Origin of the sequence: Pseudomonas sp. SID14000, assembly GCF_002165135.1 — a bacterium.
Classification (GTDB): Bacteria; Pseudomonadota; Gammaproteobacteria; order Pseudomonadales; family Pseudomonadaceae; genus Aquipseudomonas.
Map to the genome: position 1 here is coordinate 313,737 of NZ_NFZQ01000001.1, position 17,880 is coordinate 331,616.

Consider the following 17,880-nt stretch of genomic DNA (forward strand, 5'->3'; position numbering starts at 1 on the left):
ATACCTGCCTCGCCATGCAAGACGAGTGGTTCTAGGGGGAGCCACCGTGTACACGGAGGCTTCCGAATGTTCGATTCCAGCGCCCTGCTGCGCCAGCGCTTCGCTGCGCTGCGCAGTACGGCCGAGTTGTTTTCCCTGCGCCATGTGCAGCAGTCGCACCAGGCGCTGTCGGTGCGCCGCAATGTCGCCGAACCGCCGCTGTTCAGCCAGGACGAAGGCGCCATGCTCACCGTGCGGGTCAATGGCGTGGAGGCCTACGCGGCCACCGCCGACCTGTCCCAGGCCGGCCTGCAGCGCGCCCTGGAGCAAGCCGAGGCGCTGGCCCGGCAGGTCGCCCGGTACAGCCTGCTGGACCTGCGCGAACAGCCCGTCACCAGCGCCCGCCATGACCACATCTCGCCCAACTTCGACCAGCCCGTACCTACCCTCGCCGATTGCCTCGGCCTGCTCGCGGCCGAATCGGCCAGCGTGCCCAAGGACAGCCGCCTGGTGGACTGGCAGGCCAGCCTGGGCCTGAGCCTGGTCGAGCAGACCTACCTGAATTCGGCCGGCGCCGAGCTGCGCCACGCCCAGCGTTTCCTGTTCCCGGGCCTGACCGTGACTGCCAGCGACGGCCAGGACAGCCAGAACCGCAGCCTGGGACGCGATAACTTCGGCCAGCAGGGCGGCTTCGAGATCGTCGAGCGCTGCGGGCTGGTCGGCGCAGCCAGTCGTGTGGCCGACGAGGCGCTGCAACTGCTGCTGGCACCGAACACCCCCAGCGGCCCGCGCGACCTGCTGTTGATGCCGGACCAGATGATGCTGCAGATCCACGAATCCATTGGCCACCCGCTGGAGATGGATCGTATTCTCGGCGACGAGCGCAACTACGCCGGCACCAGCTTCGTCAAAGCCAGTGACTTCGGCCACCTGCAGTACGGCTCCGCGCTGCTCAACGTGACCTTCGACCCGACCATCGGTGAAGAGCTGGCCAGCTACAGCTTTGATGATGACGGTAGCCCGGCCAGCAAGCAGTTCCTGATCCGCGACGGTTTGTTGCTGCGGCCGCTGGGTGGTGCGCTGTCGCAGTTCCGCTCCGGCCTCGACGGTGTGGCAAACAGCCGCGCCTGCGGCTGGAACCGTGCACCGATCGACCGCATGGCCAACCTCAACATCGAGCCGGGCGACCAATCCCTCCACCAGCTGATCGAGGGCATCGAACACGGCATCCTGATGCGCACCAACCGTTCCTGGTCCATCGACGATGCACGTAACAAATTCCAGTTCGGCTGCGAATGGGGCCAACTGATCGAAAACGGCGAACTCAAGGGTATCGTCAAGAATCCCAACTACCGCGGCATTTCCGCGCAGTTCTGGCGCAACCTCGCAGCGGTCGGTGACCGCAGCACCTTCCAGGTGTTAGGCACGCCCAACTGCGGCAAGGGCGAACCCAACCAGGTGGTACGGGTGGGCCACGCCTCGCCGGCCTGCGTATTCCGCCAGATCGATGTATTCGGAGGAGATGCGTGATGAAGCAGGCTTTCGAGACCTTGGTCGGTGACGTACGCGCCGCCCTGCAACCAGGCGAGCAGTTCACCCTCGGCTACAGCGCCGAACAGTCGCAATTCGTGCGTTTCAACCACGCCAAGGTGCGCCAGGCCGGCGAAGTGAGCCAGGCCAGCGCACAGCTGCGGCTGATCCGCGATGGCCGGCAGGCAGAGCAACAGGTGACCTTGAGCGGTGACAAGCAACTGGACAGCCAGCGCCTGATCGCTGCCCAGGCGCAACTGCGCCAGACCTTGCCACTGTTGGCCGTCGACCCGTACCTGCGCCTGGACGAAAGTGCCTGGCACAGCCACAGCCAGCAGGAGCAGCCGCTGCCCGAACTGAGCGATGTGCTGACGCTGCTCGCCCGCGAGGCCGGCGACCTGGACCTGGTCGGCATCTACGCCGCCGGCCCGATCTGCCGGGGCTTCGCCAGCTCGTTCGGCGCCTTCGGCTGGCACCAGGCCAACAGTTTCAACTTCGACTGGAGCCTGTTCCACGAAAACGGCGAGGCGGTGAAGGCCAACTATGCCGGGCAGGTGTGGAGCGCCGACGACTTCACCGCACGCCTGCGTCAGGCACGGGAGCAGTTGGGCTTCCTGGGCCGCCCGGCAATCACGCTAAAACCTGGCAGCTACCGCGCCTATCTGGCACCGGCGGCCATGGATGAAATAGCCGGCATGCTGTGCTGGGGCGGTTTTTCCGCACAGGCCCTGGCCACCGGCAACAGTGCCCTGCAGCGCCTGTACAACGGTGACGCGCGGCTCAGCCCGCTGGTCAGTTTCACCGAGCAGGTCAGCGGCTCGCTTAGCCCGGCGTTCTCCGATGAAGGCTCGCCGCGCCTGGATGTGCCGTTGATCCAGCAAGGCGAGGCCCTGCAGCGGCTGATCAGTGCGCGCAGTGCGGCTGAGTTCGAGCTGCTGGCCAATGGCGCCGATAGCTACGAGTCACCGTGCTCGCTCAGCCTGGCAGCGGGTAACCTGCCCTGCGAGCAGATCCTGGAGCGGCTAGGTACCGGGCTGTACATCAGCAACCTGTGGTACCTGAACTACTCCGACCTGCCGGCGGCACGCATGACCGGGCTGACCCGCTTCGCCACCTTCTGGGTGGAGAACGGGCGGATCCAGGGGCCGGTGAGCACCATGCGCTTCGATGACAGCCTGTACAGCTTGCTCGGCAGCCAGCTGGAGGACCTGACCCGCGAGCGCGAGATGATCCTGTCGACCAGTACCTATGGACAACGCAGTACCGGGTCGAGTCATTTGCCGGGGGCTCTGGTCAAAGGCCTGACCCTGACATTGTGACTGGACTTACCGGCCCTTTCGCGGCTAAAGCCGCTCCCACAGGATCTCCACTGCCCTTAAATGTGGTGATATCCCTGTGGGAGCGGGTTCACCCGCGAAGAGGTCGGCACTGACAAACGAGGAAGTCATGCCCGAACGCACCCCGCTGGACCCTGTCACCGCCCGCTGGATCCCTTGGGTGGTGGCCATCGCCTTCTTCATGCAGTCCCTGGACGGCACCATCCTCAACACCGCGCTGCCAGCCATGGCCCGCTCACTGGCCGAAGACCCGCTGCGCATGCAGGGCGTGATCATCGCCTACATGCTCACCGTGGCCCTGCTGATCCCCGCTTCGGGCTGGATCGCCGACCGCTTCGGCACCAAGCGCATCTTCTTCAGCGCCATCCTGCTGTTCAGCTTCGGCTCGCTGCTGTGCGCCGCCGCCAACAGCCTCGGCTTCCTGATCTTCGCCCGCGTCGTGCAGGGGCTGGGCGGTGCGCTGATGCTGCCGGTCGGGCGGCTGGTGGTACTGCGTGCCTACCCGCGCACCGAGCTGGTGCGCATCATGAGCTTCATCACCATCCCCGGCCTGCTTGGGCCACTACTGGGCCCAACGGTTGGCGGCTGGCTGGTGGAAATTCTGAGTTGGCACTGGATCTTCCTGCTCAACCTGCCGGTCGGCCTGATCGGCTGCTATGCCGTGTGGAGGTTCATCCCCGACCTGCGCGGCGCCGAGCGCACCACGTTCGATGGCCCCGGGTTCCTGCTGTTTGGTGCAGCGATGGTATTGATCACCATCGCCATGGAAGGCCTGGGCGAACTGCACCTGCCGCACCTGCGAGTGATGTTGCTGCTGTTCGCCGGCATGGCCTGCCTGGCGGCCTACTGGCTGCGCGCCGGGCGCGACCCGGAACCACTGTTCTCGCCCAACCTGTTCCGCGTGCGCACCTTTGCCATCGGCATCCTCGGCAACCTGTTCGCCCGCCTGGGCAGCGGCGCCCTGCCGTTCCTGGTGCCGTTGCTGCTGCAGGTGGCGTTGGGCTACTCGCCGGCCCAGGCCGGCATGAGCATGATCCCGCTGGCGGCGGCGGCAATGCTGGCCAAGTCCATTGCCCGGCCACTGATCGAACGCTTTGGCTATCGCATCATCCTCACCGGCAACACCCTGCTGCTGGGCCTGCTGCTGGCCAGCCTCGGGCTGGTCGACGAGCAGACGCCCTATGCGGTGCTACTGATTCAGCTGGGCCTGCTCGGGGCGGTCAACTCGATGCAGTTCACCGCAATGAACACGGTGACACTGATCGACCTCGACGACGCCAGCGCCAGCAGCGGCAACAGCCTGCTGTCGGTGGTCGCGCAATTGGCCCTGAGCCTTGGCGTGGCGTGTGCGGGTGCATTGCTCGGCGGCTTTACCGCGGCAGGCAGCGCCGAAGGCGTGGAAACCACCTTGGGGGCGTTCCAGCTGACCTTCGTCACCATCGGCGTGATGGCCATGCTGGCGGCGGCGATCTTCCTGCAACTGGCGCCGACGGACGGAAGGCGTGCCCGTCGTCCGGAACAACACATGGAGTCGTAGGGCGAACGGCCATGAGGCTGGTAGACTGTGCGGCATTTTTCGCTTTGCACTGCAGGCCCGCCTCGTGACCACCGAATCCACCGCCTTTGCCACCTTGCCGCTGTCCACTGCCATGCTGGCCAACCTGGACGCCCTCGGCTATGCCTCGATGACGCCGATCCAGGCCCAGAGCCTGCCGGTCATCCTCAAGGGCCAGGACCTGATCGCCCAAGCCAAGACCGGCAGCGGCAAGACCGCCGCCTTCGGCATCGGCCTGCTCAACCCGATCAACCCGCGCTACTTCGGCTGCCAGGCGCTGGTGCTGTGCCCCACCCGCGAGCTTGCCGACCAGGTGGCCAAGGAGCTGCGCCGCCTGGCCCGCGCAGAAGACAACATCAAGATCCTGACACTTTGTGGCGGTGTTTCGCTGGGCCCGCAGATCGCTTCGCTGGAGCACGGCGCACACATCATCGTCGGTACCCCGGGGCGCATCCAGCAGCACCTGGACAAGGGCACCCTGGTGCTCGACGGGCTCAACACCCTGGTGCTGGACGAAGCCGACCGCATGCTCGACATGGGCTTCTTCGACGCCATTGCCAGCATCATCGGCAAAACCCCGTCGCGCCGCCAGACCTTGCTGTTCTCGGCCACCTACCCGGCCGGCATCAAGCAACTGGCTGCTGACTTCATGCGCAACCCGCAGCAGGTCAAGGTCGAGAGCCTGCACACCGACAACCAGATCGAGCAGCGCTTCATCGAGATCGACCCGCAACAACGCCTCGAGGCCGTCACCCGCGTGCTCGGCCACTACCGCCCGCAGTCCTGCGTGGCGTTCTGCTTCACCAAGCAGCAGTGCGAAGATGTGGTCGCCCACCTGACCGCCAAAGGCATCGTTGCCCAGGCCCTGCACGGCGACCTGGAACAGCGCGACCGCGACCAGGTGCTGACCATGTTCGCCAACCGCAGCAGCTCGGTGCTGGTAGCTACCGACGTGGCTGCGCGCGGTCTGGACATCGATGGCCTGGACATGGTCATCAACGTCGAACTGGCGCGTGATGCGGAGATCCATGTGCACCGTGTGGGCCGTACTGGCCGTGCCGGCGAGAAAGGTATTGCGGTCAGCCTGGTGGCTCCAGCCGAGGGCCACCGCGCCCAGGCCATCGAAGACCTGCAGAAGAGTCCGCTGCGTTGGGACCAGCTGGACAGCCTGAAGCACAAGGGCGGCGAGCCGCTGCTGCCGCTGATGAGCACCCTGTGCATCGCTGCCGGGCGCAAGGACAAGCTGCGCCCGGGCGATATCCTCGGGGCGCTGACCGGTGATGCCGGGATCCCGGGCAAGCAGGTGGGCAAGATCGCGATCTTCGATTTCCAGGCGTTCGTGGCCGTGGAGCGGGCGCTGGCCAAGCAGGCCATGCAGCGCCTGAACAGCGGCAAGATCAAGGGGCGCTCCCTGAAAGTCCGTATCGTCTGACCTAATTTTGGGGCCGCGTTGCGGCCCTTTCGCGACACAAGGCCGCTCCCACACGGTATTGCGCAAATTTCAAATCTTGTGCAATCCCTTGTGGGAGCGGCCTTGTGTCGCGAAAGGGCTGCAAAGCAGCCCCCAGCAATCCTGAAGAGGTAACACCGTGCACTCCACCGACGTGATCATCCTCGGCGCTGGCGCCGCCGGCCTGATGTGTGCCCAGCTCAGCGCCCGCCGTGGCCGCCGGGTACTGGTGCTCGACCATGCCAACAAACCGGGCAAGAAGATCCTCATGTCCGGCGGCGGCCGCTGCAACTTCACCAACATGTATACCGAGCCGGGCAACTTCCTCTCGCAGAACGCACACTTCTGCAAATCGGCCCTGGCCCGCTACACCCAGTGGGACTTCATCGAACTGGTGTGCAAGCACGGCGTGGCCTACCACGAGAAGAAGCTCGGCCAGCTGTTCTGCGACAACAAGGCCAGCGACATCCTCGACATGCTGCTGGCCGAATGCGACGAGGCCGGTGCCGAGATTCGCATGCACACCAGCATCGAGCAGATCGAAAAGACCGAGAGCGGCTACCTGCTGCAGACCAGCGGCGGCCAGTTCGCCTGCCAGTCGCTGGTGATCGCCACCGGCGGCCTGTCGATCCCGACCCTGGGCGCCACCGGCTTCGGCTACCAGGTGGCCCGCCAGTTCGGCCACACCTTGCTGCCGACCCGCGCCGGGCTGGTACCGTTCACCATCACCGAGCCCCAACTCAAGGCACTGTGCACCGAGTTGTCCGGCACCTCGCTGGATTGCACCGCCAGCTGCAACGGCACCAGCTTCCGCGAAAACCTGCTGTTCACCCACCGAGGCCTGAGCGGCCCGGCGATCTTGCAGATTTCGTCGTTCTGGGAAGCCGGTGACACGGTCGAGATCAACCTGCTGCCCGACCGTGATGCACTGACCTGGCTGCAACAGATGCAGGCCGAACGCGCCAACGCCGAGCTGAAGACCGTACTGGGCGAAGTGTTTACCCGCAAGCTGGCCAACCTGCTGGCCGAGCAGTGGTTCGAGTCCAGGCCCATGAAGCAGTACACCCCGGCGGAACTGACACAGATTGCCGAGAAACTGGCGAACTGGCAGGTGGTGCCGGCCGGCACCGAGGGCTACCGCACCGCCGAAGTGACCCTGGGCGGCGTGGACACCCGCGAGGTGTCGTCCAAAACCATGGAATCGCTGAAAAGTCCCGGCTTGTACTTCATCGGCGAAGTGCTGGATGTGACCGGCCACCTGGGTGGTTTCAATTTCCAGTGGGCCTGGGCATCGGCCAACGCCGCAGCGCAGTTCGTGTAGAGTAGAATCCATTCAGCAGCACGGAACGCTTCTTGCTGGCCGTGCTGCAATGCATTTCATTCGCTCACTGCCTAGCAGGCCATCATGTCATCGAGCTCGTTCCGTCAGTCACTGCGTCGCCTGTGGGGCCAAGACAAGTTCAGCTACAGCATCCGGGTTACCATCGCCCTCACCGGCAGCCTGGCCCTGTGCTGGTACCAGAACGAGATGGCCCTGCTGATTCCGCTGTTCCTCGGCATCATCGCCAGTGCCCTGGCCGAAACCGATGACAGCTGGCAGGGCCGCCTCAGCGCCCTGGCCGTTACCCTGGTGTGTTTTGCCATCGCCGCGCTGGCGGTCGAGTTGCTGTTCCCCTACCCCTGGATCTTCGTCATCGCCCTGGCCTTGGCTGCCTTCGGCCTGACCATGCTCGGCGCCCTGGGCGAGCGCTATGGCGCCATCGCTTCGGCGACCTTGATCACTGCGGTGTACACCATGATCGGCGTGGACCAGCGCGGCGGCCAGGTCACCGACTTCTGGCACGAACCGCTGCTACTGGTGGCGGGAGCGGCCTGGTACGGGCTGCTGTCGGTGCTGTGGCAGGCGCTGTTTTCCAACCAGCCGGTGCAGCAGAGCCTGGCCAAGTTGTTCTTCGAGCTGGGCAGCTACCTCAAGCTCAAGGCCAGCCTGTTCGAACCCATCCGCACCCTTGACGTCGAAGCCCGGCGCCTGGAGCTGGCCCAGCAGAACGGCAAGGTGGTGGCAGCGCTGAACGCGGCCAAGGAAATCATCCTGCACCGGGTGGGCAACAGCCAGCCGAACTCCAAGGTCAGCCGCTACCTCAAGCTGTACTTCCTGGCCCAGGACATCCATGAACGGGTCAGTGCTTCGCACTATCCCTACAACGCCCTGACTGAGGCCTTTTTCCACAGCGACGTGATGTTCCGCTGCCAGCGTCTGCTGCGTAAGCAAGGCTCATCCTGCCAGGAGCTGGCCCGCTCGATCCGCCTGCGCCAGCCGTTCGTGCTGGCCAGCGGTTATCCCGAAGCCCTCGAAGACCTCAACGCCTCGCTGGAGCACCTGCGCATGCAGAACAACCCGGCCTGGCGCGGCCTGCTGCGCTCGCTGCGGGCGCTGGCGGCCAACCTGGCGACGCTGGACCGGCTGCTCAGCGCCGCCAGCAACCCGGACAGCCTGGCCGACGCCAGCGATAGCAGCCTGCTCGACCGCTCGCCACGCTCGCTGAAGGACGTGTGGACCCGCCTGCGCACCCAACTGACGCCGACCTCGCTACTGTTCCGTCATGCCCTGCGCCTGCCGCTGGCGCTGTCGGTCGGCTATGGCATGGTGCACCTGATCCACCCGACTCAGGGCTACTGGATCATCCTCACCACGCTGTTCGTGTGCCAGCCCAACTACGGTGCGACCCGACGCAAGCTGGTGCAACGGATAGCCGGCACCGCCGTCGGCCTGACGGTGGGCTGGGCCTTGTTCGACCTGTTCCCCAACCCGCTCATCCAGTCGTTGTTCGCCGTGGTCGCCGGGGTGGTGTTCTTCGTCAACCGTACCACCCGCTACACCTTGGCCACGGCCGCGATCACCCTGATGGTACTGTTCTGCTTCAACCAGATCGGCGATGGCTATGGCCTGTTCCTGCCGCGCCTGTTCGATACCCTGGTCGGCAGCCTGATCGCCATCCTCGCGGTGTTCCTGTTCCTCCCCGACTGGCAGGGGCGACGGCTGAACAAGGCGCTGGCCAATACCCTTGCCTGCGCCAGCGTGTACTTGCGGCAGATCATGCAACAGTATGCCCACGGCAAGCGCGATGACCTGGCCTACCGCCTGGCCCGGCGCAACGCCCACAACGCCGACGCGGCGCTGTCCACCACCCTGGCCAACATGCTGATGGAGCCGGGGCATTTCCGGAAGGAGGCCGACGTCGGCTTCCGCTTCCTGGTGCTGTCGCACACCTTGCTCAGCTACCTCTCGGGGCTGGGCGCGCACCGCGACACGGCTTTGCCTGCGGAGGTGCAGGAGCAGTTGATAGAAGGTGCCGGGCAAAGCCTGGCCAGCAGCCTGGACGAGATTGCCAATGGCCTGGCCGCGCGGCTGCCGGTGGCGATTCACAGTGATGCCGAAGAGGCGCTGGCCAATGCCCTGGAGCAGATGCCGGAGGAGCTGGACGAGCATCAGCGGTTGGTGCAGACGCAGTTGGCGTTGATCTGCCGGCAGTTGGGGCCGTTGCGGACCTTGGCTGCACACCTGATCAAGGAAGGTGCGCCGGCCTGAGTTGTACTATCGCCTGTGCCGGCCTCTTCGCGGGTAAACCCGCTCCCACAGGTATCTCACAGGACTTGAGGCTTGTGGTGTTCCTGTGGGAGCGGGTTCACCCGCGAAGAGGCCGGCACAGGCAGTAGAAATCAGAAGCCATACTGGCGCAGCAACCGCGCAAAACTGCCATCCGCCTTCATCGCCGCAATCGCCTGCTCGAACCGCTCGACGATCCGCTCATGCTCCGGGTGCTTCAGGCTGACCAGGATATGCAAGGTGTTCTCTCCCAGCGGCGGCTCAACCAGCATCACCCCGTCGCGTACCTCCGGCAGCTCGCGTTGCAAGTTGTAACGGGCCACATACTCGTCTTCCACTGCCAGGTTCACCCGCCCTGCCGCCAGCATGCGTACCGCAGAGGAAAAGTTGCGCACCGGCACCTTGTGCAGGCGGGTGTCGCGGTCGAACTCGGGGGAATAGGCGTAATCCCGCACCACGGCGATGCTGTAGGGATACAAGTCCGACAGGCTCTTGTAGCGGAACGCCTCGCCCTTGCGCTGCAGCAAGCGAATGCGGTTAGTCAGGTAGGCGGTGGAAAACTGCCCGATGCGGGCGCGTGAATCGTTGTACCAAGCGTTGATCAGCACGTCATAGCGCCCTTCACTCACCCCCAGCAACGCCCGCGCCCAAGGCACTTCTTCGAACCCGCTGGTGTAGCCGGCCCTGGCCAGCGCCGTGGTGACGATGCTGGTCGCCAGGCCGCCGCCCGGCATGTTGGCATCAGTGAACGGTGGCCAGCTGTCCGCCACCAGGCGCAGCTGGTCGCCAGCCAGGGCGGGGGTTGCCAGCATCGATGCCAGTAATCCCAGAACACAAAGCAGTGGCCGCATGCTCAAGTCCTTTCGCAATGGAGGGCACACACTGTGAAGGCGGTCTTCTTTGCAACTGCTGATGAGATTACACAAAGCCGCTGTCCAGGGCAGCGGCCAATAGTGTCATTTAGCCTCTATTTTGGCCGAAGCGCATGCGACATGCGATCAGGCCGGAGCAACTGCCAGAAAACCTCAGGGGTACCCCAGCACTTCGCGAATCTGCCGCAGGTGCTGGATGATCCACTGCTTGTCGATCGCCCCCCAGTCATGAATGCGGTAATGCCCGGCGTGGTTACGCGCGCCTTCCTGCTGTTCGAACTCGCAGACGATATCCAGGTCTGCTAGTGCCGCAATGGTGTCCTGGGCAGTGCGCCGGGGCATGCCGGTGGCCTCCATGAGGGCGGGCACGCTAGTCGCGGTCTGGCTGTCGATCAGCCAGGCTACGTACAGGCGGCGGTAGAAGCTGCTCTTGGTCTTGCTCACTTCCATGCTGCGTGGTCCTTAACAGTTGCCCTGCAGCTCCCGATAGGTCAGGTAGACGCGCAGGTCGAATTCCAGTTGGTGATAGTCCGGTTCCATGTGCTGGCAGAGCTGGTAAAACGCCTTGTTGTGGTCGCGCTCGCGCAGGTGTGCCAGTTCGTGCACCACGATCATGCGCAAGAATTGCGGCGCGGCCTCCTTGAACAGCGAGGCAATGCGGATTTCCTTCTTCGCCTTGAGCTTGCCGCCCTGCACCCTGGATACCGCCGTGTTCAGGCCCAGGGCCCGATGGGTCAGGTCGAGACGATTGTCGAACAGCACCTTGTCCAGGTTCGGCGCGCTGCGCAGGTATTGCTGGCGCAAATCCTGGGCATAGCCGTACAACGCCTTGTCGCTTTGCACGTCATGGCGGTCAGGGTAGCGACGCTGCAGGTACTCGCCCAAGCGGTCGCTGTCGATCATCTGCCGCACTTGCTGCTGCAAGTGCGGGGGGTAGGCTTGCAAGTAACGTAATACGCTCATGGCACTGCATTCGGTGTAACGAATGCCGATTCTAGCCAATCATGGCTCAGGCCAGGAGAAAATCGCCGGGAAGCAGCTGGCATCCGTCGCGGTCATCGGGTGAGCCACCAGAAAACCCTGCACGTACTCACAACCGTTGTCCTTCAGCCAGGCCGCCTGGGCCGGGGTTTCCACGCCCTCGGCGATCACCGTGATGCGGTAGTCGGCGCATAGGCCGATAACGCTGCGCACCAGTGCGGCATCCACCGCCGAGTCGGGCAGGCGCGCCACCAGATGGCGGTCGAGCTTGAGTGTATCGATCGGCAGGTCGCGCAACATGCGCAACGAACAGTCGCCGGCACCAAAGTCATCCAGCGCCACCCGCACGCCCAGCTCGCGCAAGCGGTGTATCTGTTTCACAGCCGCATCGATGTTGTACATCAGCGAGGTTTCCGCCACTTCCACTTCCAGCTGCGCCGGGTCCAGCTGGTAAAGCTGGATGACCCGATGCAATTCGTCGACCAGGCTTGGCATGGCGAACTGCGCGCGGCTCAGACTGATACCCAGCACCAGGTCCGCCGGAAAACGCTGGCACCAGGCCTGGCGCTGGGCCGCGCCCTGGCGGTAGATCCAGCTGGCCAGGCGGTTGATCAAACGCGCCTCTTCCAGCAGTGGGATGAACAGCCCCGGCGGTACGTCACCTACACTGGGATGCTGCCAGCGCAGCAAGGCCTCGAAACCACGCAGGCGGCCATCGTTGAAGCCAACCTGCGGCTGGTAAACCAGGGTGAAGTCTTGCTGCTCGACGGCCATGCGTACGCTGTCTTCGAGCATCAACCGCGAGCGCGCCCGGCCATTGAGCTCCTGATCGTAGAAGCGATACTGCTGACGCCCGGCCTGCTTGGCCGCATACATCGCCGCATCGGCCGCGCGTACCAGGCCTTCGACATTGGCTCCGCAATCCGGATAGGTCGCAATGCCGATGCTCACCCCAAGGCTCACATCCAGTCCTTCCACCTGGTGGCTGATGGAAATGCGTTCCAGCAACCGCTCGGCATAACGCCCGGCCTGTTCCGGGTAAGGCAGGCTGTCGAACAGGGCGGTGAACTCATCCCCGCCCATGCGCGCCAGCAGCGCTTCACTGCCCAGGCAGTCCTTGAGCTGTTCGGCCACCCAGTGCAGCACCCGGTCACCCGCGTCGTGGCCGAGCGAGTCGTTGATGCGCTTGAATCCATCCAGGTCCATGTACATCAGCGCCTGCGCCTTGTCCGAGCGCTCGTTGCGCAGCAGCGCGCCTTCAGCAGCCTGATAGAAACCACGGCGGTTGAGCAGGCCGGTGAGCGGGTCGGTGACAGCCTGGTATTCCAGCTGCTGGTGCAGGTTGCGCACTACCGACATGTCCAACACGGTGACCACCATGGCCTGCTGTTCGGCCGGCAGCGGCGCACAGGACAACGCCACCGGTACCAGCTCGCCGCCGAGGGTGCGCAGTTGGGCATCGTGCACGCGGAAGATGCGCCGAGCCAGGTAGGCCTGGTAGAAGTCCGATTCGTTCCACAGGCTGGCACTGGCAAGTTGCACCAGGTCGAGCAGATGGGTGCCCTGCAGCTGCTGCACCGGCGCTGACAACAAACGGGAAATGGCCGGGTTGGCGAAGCTGATGATGCCTTGGGCATCCACCACCAGAATGCCCTCGGCGGCGTTCTCCAGGATCGACGCATTGAATGCCCTGGCCGCCTCCAGCTCGCGAGTCAGGCGCTGCAGCATGCGCCGGTTGCGCTGCTGGTCGAGCAGGGCCTGGACCTTTGGCTTGAGAATCTGCGGGTCGAACGGTTTGAACATGTAGTCCACGGCGCCGCTGGCATAGCCCTTGAGCACGGCCGCTTCGGACTGTTCGTTGGCGGTGAGGAAAATGATCGGGGTCAGCCGGGTGCGATGGCTGCCGCGCATCAGCCGGGCGACTTCGAAGCCGTCCATCTCCGGCATCTGTACATCCAGCAGAACCAGGTCGACCTCGTGTTCGAGCAACGCGCTCAAGGCTTCCATCCCCGAGCTTGCCGTCAATACTTGCCAATCCTGGCGGGCCAGCAATGCCCGCATGCTGATGAGGTTTTCGGGGTAATCATCTACCACCAGAAGAACCGAGTTGCCATCCAGTGGCAGAGGTTGAGGGTGAGCGCCATCCATGCTGCTTCTCTATTATGTGACCGACTTCAAGATACGCTTGGATCCACTAGTACTCTAGACCTGAGCGGGCAACACGCAATGCAATCAGAACGCTATCAGTGCCTCAACTGTACGGTAGCCGACTAACGGTCGGTTTGCCTGCACAGGCGTAAGGTTCTAACAGCCAAAAATGAAAAAACCCGCATTTCTGCGGGTTTCTTGTGTAGCCAGTCGATCAGTTGACCTTGGCCGCCAACTCACCTTTCAGGTAGCGCTGGTACATGCCTTCCAGGGAGATCGGCTTGATCTTCGAGGCATTACCAGCAGTGCCGAAGGCTTCGTAACGGGCGATGCACACGTCACGCATGGCCTTGACGGTTTCACCGAAGAACTTGCGCGGGTCGAACTCGCTCGGGTTCTGCGCCATCAGACGGCGCATGGCACCGGTGGAAGCCAGACGCAGGTCGGTGTCGATGTTCACCTTGCGCACGCCGTACTTGATGCCTTCGACGATTTCCTCGACCGGAACACCGTAGGTTTCCTTGATGTCGCCACCGTACTGGTTGATGATCGCCAGCCATTCTTGCGGTACCGAGGACGAACCGTGCATCACCAGGTGAGTGTTGGGGATGCGCTTGTGGATTTCCTTGATGCGGTCGATGGCCAGCACGTCACCGGTTGGTGGCTTGGTGAACTTGTAGGCACCGTGGCTGGTACCGATGGCAATCGCCAGGGCATCGACCTGGGTCTTCTTGACGAAGTCGGCGGCCTCTTCCGGGTCGGTCAGCATCTGGCTGTGGTCCAGCACGCCTTCGGCGCCGATGCCATCTTCTTCACCAGCCATGCCGGTTTCCAGCGAACCCAGGCAGCCCAGCTCGCCTTCTACCGAAACGCCGCAGGCGTGCGCCATGGCAACGGTCTGCTGGGTAACACGGACGTTGTACTCGTAGTCGGTCGGGGTCTTGCCGTCTTCACCCAGCGAACCGTCCATCATCACCGAGCTGAAGCCCAGCTGGATCGAGCGCTGGCAGACGTCAGGGCTGGTGCCGTGGTCCTGGTGCATGCACACCGGGATATGCGGGAATTCTTCGATGGCAGCCAGGATCAGGTGGCGCAGGAACGGGGCGCCAGCGTATTTGCGGGCACCGGCCGAAGCCTGGACGATCACCGGGGAGTCGGTCTTGTCGGCCGCTTCCATGATGGCGCGCATCTGCTCGAGGTTGTTGACGTTGAAAGCTGGTACGCCGTAACCGAACTCGGCGGCGTGGTCCAGCATCTGGCGCATGCTAATGAGTGCCATTGTGTATCTCTCTCCCGACAAGCGTCGTTTGTTTCGTGCAAGCCTGCCGCAGGGGCGGTTGCTGTTCAAGTAGTGTGGGCCACCCTCGTGGCCCGGCCAGTCACGGTGCCTTGCAGCCCCGCCCAATCAGATCGTTGGTTGCCACCCAGTACACCAGGCCTTCTTCGCCCTTGGTATGGAAGGCCAGCATGCCATCGCTGTACAGCGCACCCGAGGCACCCGGCTCAGCCTTTAGCCGGTAGACCTGGTCGCCGCCACCAAGGCGCACATCGACCTGGTCGCGCTGCGCATCGGCGAAGCGCCATAGCACTTCAGCCTGGGTGTCACAGACCCAACGGGTCCAGTCGTCTGCCGGGGCGGGTTGCGCCGGCTGCAGCAGTGAGCATCCTGCCAGTGTCGCCAGGGCCGTCACGGCCAAAAGCGCTTTCATTCAGTTTCCTCGATTTGGGGCTGCCTTGCAGCCCATCGTCGCGGTTCGTCGCCACGACAATGGGCCGCACGGCGGCCCCTTCTCAAGACCACAAATCAGCCTTCAGGTTGCCTGTTACCCGATCAAGGGCAACCCGGCGCCTTGCGCTGGTGGTCTTCGTCGTACTTTTCCAGGCCTTCCGGGCCCACGCGCTTACTGATGACCGGCACCGTCTCGGCCTGCCACTCGGACTGGTAGCAACCGCCCTTGGGCGCCCGCGCCGGGTCGGCATCCGAGGCCGGGCTGCCGGCGCACGCGCTCAGCAGGCCAGCCAGCATCATCACAGGCAATTGCTTGACCATCAGGCCACTCCCTTTGCCAAGCGCCGACGTCATCAGGCCTTGGCCCGCTCTTCCAGGATTGCCACGGCTGGCAGGACCTTGCCCTCGACGAACTCGAGGAAGGCGCCACCACCGGTAGAAATGTAGGAGATATCGGCGCCAACGCCATATTTGTCGATGGCTGCCAGGGTGTCACCACCACCAGCGATGGAGAACGCGGCACTGTCGGCGATGGCCTTGGCCAGCACCTTGGTGCCGTTGCCGAACTGGTCGAACTCGAACACGCCAACCGGACCGTTCCACAGGATGGTCTTCGACGACTTCAGCAGCTCGGCGAAGTTGGCTGCGGTTTGCGGGCCGATGTCCAGGATCATGTCGTCAGCGGCAACGTCGGCAATGGCCTTGACGGTGGCTTCGGCGCTCTCGGCGAACTCCTTGGCCACCACCACATCGACCGGCAGAGGCACACTGACCTTGGCGGCGATGGCCTTGGCGGTGTCGACCAGGTCAGGCTCGTACAGCGACTTGCCCACCGGGTGGCCGGCTGCGGCCAGGAAGGTGTTGGCGATGCCGCCACCGACGATCAGTTGGTCGCAGACCGAGCTCAGGCTGTTCAGCACGTCCAGCTTGGTGGAGACCTTGGAACCGGCAACGATGGCCGCCATCGGCTTGGCCGGTGCCTTCAGGGCCTTGCCCAGGGCATCCAGCTCGGCTGCCAGCAGCGGGCCGGCAGCAGCAACCTTGGCGAACTTGGCAACACCATGGGTCGAACCTTCGGCACGGTGGGCAGTACCGAAAGCGTCCATGACGAACACGTCGCACAGGGCGGCGTATTTCTGCGCCAGCTCGTCGGTGTTCTTCTTTTCGCCCTTGTTGAAACGCACGTTCTCGAACAGCACCAGGTCACCAGCCTTGACCTCGACACCGTCCAGGTAGTCGGCAACCAGCGGCACGTCACGGCCCAGGGCCTTGCTCAGGTAATCGGCGACCGGCTTGAGGCTGTTCTCGGCAGAGAACTCGCCTTCGGTCGGGCGGCCCAGGTGCGAGCAAACCATTACCGCCGCGCCCTTCTCCAGGGCCAGCTTGATGGTCGGCAGCGCTGCCAGGATACGCGCGTCGCTGGCTACCACACCGTCCTTCACAGGCACGTTGAGGTCTTCGCGGATCAGTACGCGCTTACCTTGCAGGTCGAGGTCGGTCATCTTCAACACGGTCATGAATGCAGTCCTTCAGGGCTGTTTGTTGCGGGTTGGGTGAACGACGTGCAGATAGTGTTCGGCAACGTCGAGCATACGGTTGGCGAACCCCCATTCGTTATCGAACCAGGCCAGCAGGTTCACCAGGCGGGGGCCGGAAACACGGGTCTGGCTGGCATCGACGATCGCCGAATGCGGGTCATGGTTGAAATCACAGCTGGCATGGGGCAACTCGGTGTAGGCCAGCAAGCCTTTCAGCGGGCCTTCCAGGGCCGCCTCGCGCAGCACCCGGTTGACTTCGGTCGCACTGGTATCACGGGCGGTCTGCAGGGTGATGTCCAGGCACGAGACGTTGACGGTCGGTACGCGTACCGCTTTGGCCTGGATTCGCCCGGCAAGTTCCGGAAGCAGGCGCTCGATGCCACGCGCCAGACCAGTGGACACCGGGATCACCGACTGGAAGGCCGAACGCGTGCGGCGCAAGTCTTCGTGGTGGTAGGCGTCGATCACCGGCTGGTCGTTCATCGCCGAGTGGATGGTGGTGATCTGCACGTATTCGATGCCGAACGCCTGGTCCAGCACGCGCAGCAGCGGCACGCCGCAGTTGGTGGTGCACGATGCGTTCGACACCAGGCGCTCGCTGCCAGTCAGGCAGGCCTGATTGACACCGTAAACCACCGTGGCATCGACATCGGCCTCGCTGGCCATCGGCTGCGAGAACAACACCCGCGGCGCGCCGGCGTCGAGGAAGCGCTGGCCGTCGGCGCGGGTGTGGTAGGCGCCGGAGCACTCCAGCACCAGGTCGATGTCCAGGGCGGCCCAGTCGATGCCTTCAGGGGTGGCACTGCGCATCACCTTCACGCAGTCGCCATTGATATGCAGACAGTCGCCGTCGACCTTCACCTCACCGGGGAAACGCCCGTGGGTGGAGTCGAAGCGTGTCAGGTATTCCAGGCTGGCCTGGTCGGCCAGGTCGTTCAGCGCGACGATCTCGAAACCGGCCTTCGCCCCCCGCTCGAACAGCGCGCGCAGGACACAGCGGCCGATACGGCCATAACCGTTGAGTGCAACTTTGTAGGGACGCAGGTGGGACATAGGTAGCTCTTGAACTCCGGCAGTTGAACGGGGCCGCTGCGCAGCCCATTCGCGGCACAAGGCCGCTCCTACAGGGGACGGCGTACGCAATACCCTGTAGG

General features: G+C 64.1%; 15 protein-coding genes. 6 read left to right on the forward strand and 9 right to left on the reverse strand.

What is annotated here, in order from left to right:
• Window positions 1–66: 66 nt before the first annotated feature.
• The 6 genes from CAY82_RS01445 (at window position 67) to yccS (ending at window position 9,440) form a co-directional block, all read left to right on the forward strand.
• On the forward strand, window positions 67–1,509 hold the full coding sequence (locus CAY82_RS01445; protein WP_087499630.1) for a TldD/PmbA family protein: 1,443 nt from the start codon (window positions 67–69) through the stop codon (window positions 1,507–1,509).
• Window positions 1,509–2,828: a TldD/PmbA family protein gene (locus tag CAY82_RS01450; RefSeq protein WP_087499631.1), complete on the forward strand. Its 1,320-nt coding sequence runs from the start codon at window positions 1,509–1,511 to the stop codon at window positions 2,826–2,828. Before CAY82_RS01445 ends, CAY82_RS01450 begins: the two co-directional genes overlap by 1 nt.
• A gap of 127 nt (window positions 2,829–2,955) precedes the next feature.
• A complete protein-coding gene (gene mdtD, locus CAY82_RS01455) occupies window positions 2,956–4,383 on the forward strand; it encodes a multidrug transporter subunit MdtD (protein ID WP_087499632.1) in 1,428 nt (475 codons plus the stop codon).
• Between the two features lie 112 nt (window positions 4,384–4,495).
• The gene (gene dbpA / locus CAY82_RS01460; RefSeq protein WP_256576211.1) at window positions 4,496–5,833 is read left to right on the forward strand and encodes an ATP-dependent RNA helicase DbpA; all 1,338 of its coding nucleotides are present in this window, start codon (window positions 4,496–4,498) and stop codon (window positions 5,831–5,833) included.
• Window positions 5,834–5,990: 157 nt separating this feature from the next.
• Window positions 5,991–7,172, forward strand: a complete 1,182-nt coding sequence (locus CAY82_RS01465) for an NAD(P)/FAD-dependent oxidoreductase (RefSeq protein ID WP_087499634.1) — start codon at window positions 5,991–5,993, stop codon at window positions 7,170–7,172.
• 84 nt (window positions 7,173–7,256) lie between these two features.
• Window positions 7,257–9,440 carry a YccS family putative transporter gene (yccS, locus tag CAY82_RS01470; RefSeq protein ID WP_087499635.1) on the forward strand — a complete coding sequence of 728 codons (2,184 nt, stop codon included), beginning with the start codon at window positions 7,257–7,259 and terminating at the stop codon, window positions 9,438–9,440.
• Window positions 9,441–9,571: 131 nt separating this feature from the next.
• Here the strand turns inward: yccS and CAY82_RS01475 are convergent, their stop codons facing one another.
• The 9 genes from CAY82_RS01475 to epd form a co-directional block, all read right to left on the reverse strand.
• Entirely contained in the window at window positions 9,572–10,309 is a 738-nt protein-coding gene (locus tag CAY82_RS01475) for an ABC transporter substrate-binding protein (protein ID WP_087499636.1), read from the reverse strand.
• A gap of 174 nt (window positions 10,310–10,483) precedes the next feature.
• A complete protein-coding gene (locus CAY82_RS01480; RefSeq protein WP_016395304.1) occupies window positions 10,484–10,780 on the reverse strand; it encodes a helix-turn-helix domain-containing protein in 297 nt (98 codons plus the stop codon).
• Between the two features lie 12 nt (window positions 10,781–10,792).
• The gene (locus CAY82_RS01485; RefSeq protein WP_087499637.1) at window positions 10,793–11,293 is read right to left on the reverse strand and encodes a M48 family metallopeptidase; all 501 of its coding nucleotides are present in this window, start codon (window positions 11,291–11,293) and stop codon (window positions 10,793–10,795) included.
• 39 nt (window positions 11,294–11,332) lie between these two features.
• Window positions 11,333–13,459: a bifunctional diguanylate cyclase/phosphodiesterase gene (locus CAY82_RS01490; RefSeq protein WP_087499638.1), complete on the reverse strand. Its 2,127-nt coding sequence runs from the start codon at window positions 13,457–13,459 to the stop codon at window positions 11,333–11,335.
• 214 nt (window positions 13,460–13,673) lie between these two features.
• Window positions 13,674–14,738 (reverse strand): class II fructose-bisphosphate aldolase, encoded by a 1,065-nt coding sequence (gene fba, locus CAY82_RS01495; protein WP_016712383.1) that lies wholly within the window; start codon window positions 14,736–14,738, stop codon window positions 13,674–13,676.
• 100 nt (window positions 14,739–14,838) lie between these two features.
• Entirely contained in the window at window positions 14,839–15,168 is a 330-nt protein-coding gene (locus CAY82_RS01500; protein WP_063911976.1) for an MliC family protein, read from the reverse strand.
• 122 nt (window positions 15,169–15,290) lie between these two features.
• On the reverse strand, window positions 15,291–15,542 hold the full coding sequence (locus CAY82_RS01505; protein WP_087499639.1) for a hypothetical protein: 252 nt from the start codon (window positions 15,540–15,542) through the stop codon (window positions 15,291–15,293).
• Window positions 15,542–16,705, reverse strand: a complete 1,164-nt coding sequence (locus CAY82_RS01510; RefSeq protein ID WP_087499640.1) for a phosphoglycerate kinase — start codon at window positions 16,703–16,705, stop codon at window positions 15,542–15,544. Before CAY82_RS01510 ends, CAY82_RS01505 begins: the two co-directional genes overlap by 1 nt.
• A gap of 12 nt (window positions 16,706–16,717) precedes the next feature.
• Window positions 16,718–17,779, reverse strand: coding sequence for an erythrose-4-phosphate dehydrogenase (gene epd, locus CAY82_RS01515; protein ID WP_087499641.1), 1,062 nt, complete (start codon window positions 17,777–17,779; stop codon window positions 16,718–16,720).
• Window positions 17,780–17,880 lie beyond the last annotated feature (101 nt).